2 protein-coding genes are annotated in these 1,460 nt (G+C 71.2%); both read left to right on the forward strand.

The window, feature by feature from the left end:
• Positions 1-146: 146 nt before the first annotated feature.
• Positions 147-644, forward strand: a complete 498-nt coding sequence (locus ACY45C_RS01645; protein WP_462185908.1) for a phage holin family protein — start codon at positions 147-149, stop codon at positions 642-644.
• A gap of 176 nt (positions 645-820) precedes the next feature.
• Positions 821-1,460 (forward strand): alpha/beta fold hydrolase (locus tag ACY45C_RS01650; protein ID WP_462185934.1); only part of this gene is annotated, 640 nt, incomplete at its 3' end.

Consider the following 1,460-nt stretch of genomic DNA (forward strand, 5'->3'; position numbering starts at 1 on the left):
CCCAGGGCGGATGGCCTCCGGTGGGGCTTCCCGGTCCACCGCCGGTTCGGACCCTGTCGGATCAGGGCGCAGGTCGGATCAGGGTGGTAGCGCGAACTGTCCCGCCGTCCAGCACGGGCGGGTCGCCGCCAGAGGGAGGACCAGAAGTGTCGATCGCAGCCGGGAAGGCTCGGGACGGCCGTGAGCCGACGCTGGGTGAGCTGGTGGCCCTGGCCACTCGCGATGTCTCGTTGCTGATTCGTCAGGAGATCAACCTGGCCAAGGCCGAGCTCGCCCAGCAGGCGGTGTCAGCTGTGCTCGGAATCGGTTTTCTGGCGGTGGCGGCCGGCCTCGGGTTCTGCGCTCTGATCGCCGCCACGATCTTTCTGGGGGAGCTGTTCACCTGGGCCGGCATCGAGCGTTTCTGGTCCTATCTGCTGACGGCCGGTCTCTACCTCGTCGTTGCGGGGCTGCTGGCCCTGTTCGCGATGGCGCGGTTCCGCAAGCTCTCCCCGCCCGAGCGGACCATCCAGACCGTGCGCGACGACATCACCTGGCTACGTAATCCCACGACCGCCCCAGTCGGGTCGGCGGGCCCGGTCGGACCGGGAGACGCGGTCGGGTCGGCGGATGCGGCCGCCCACCCGGGCCAGCGCGGGCACTGACACCCTCGCGCTGGGTGCGCGGTGTCCGCCGGTACCCAAGCCTGCCGGCGGTCGGCAGAGGGTCTGGCGACGGAGCCGGCGGCGGACGTTCGAGGGCCGACTGCGGACCCCACGACCGGCCCGTCACGAGCACCGCCGGTCCGGGGCCGATGGCTGGTCTGCCATCCTGGCAGGCGATGGAGGACACCGTTCTCGAGCCCGCCACCGTCCTGGTCGACGGGCCGTGGCGGCACCGTGACGTGTCTGCCAACGGTACCCGGCTGCACGTGGCGGAGTTGGGGAGTGGCCCGCTCGTCCTGCTGCTGCACGGCTTCCCGCAGTTCTGGTGGGCCTGGCGTCACCAACTCACCGCGCTGGCGGCGGCGGGCTACCGCGTCGTCGCGCCGGACCTGCGCGGCTATGGAGCGAGTGACAAGCCGCCTCGGGGCTATGACGCCTTCACTCTCTCCGATGACGTGGCCGGTCTGGTCAGGGCATTGGGGGAACCGGACGCCGCGGTCGTGGGCCACGACTGGGGTGGGCTGCTTGGCTGGACCACCGCGGTTCGTCACCCGATGGTGGTGCGTCGGCTCGCGATCCTGGCCATGCCTCATCCGCTGCGGCTGCGGCACCAGATCGCGGCGGATCCCCGTGGTCAGGGTGCCGCCAGCCGGTACATGCTCGGTTTTCAGCTGCCATGGCGGCCCGAACGGGTCCTGGTGGCCGAGGACGCCGCCCACGTCGCAACGCTGCTACGCGGCTGGGGAGGACCGGGGTATCCGGATGCCGAGGCCGAGCGGCGATATCGATCGGCAATGCGCATTCCCGGGGTGGCGC

The organism is Frankia sp. CcWB2 (assembly GCF_977927585.1).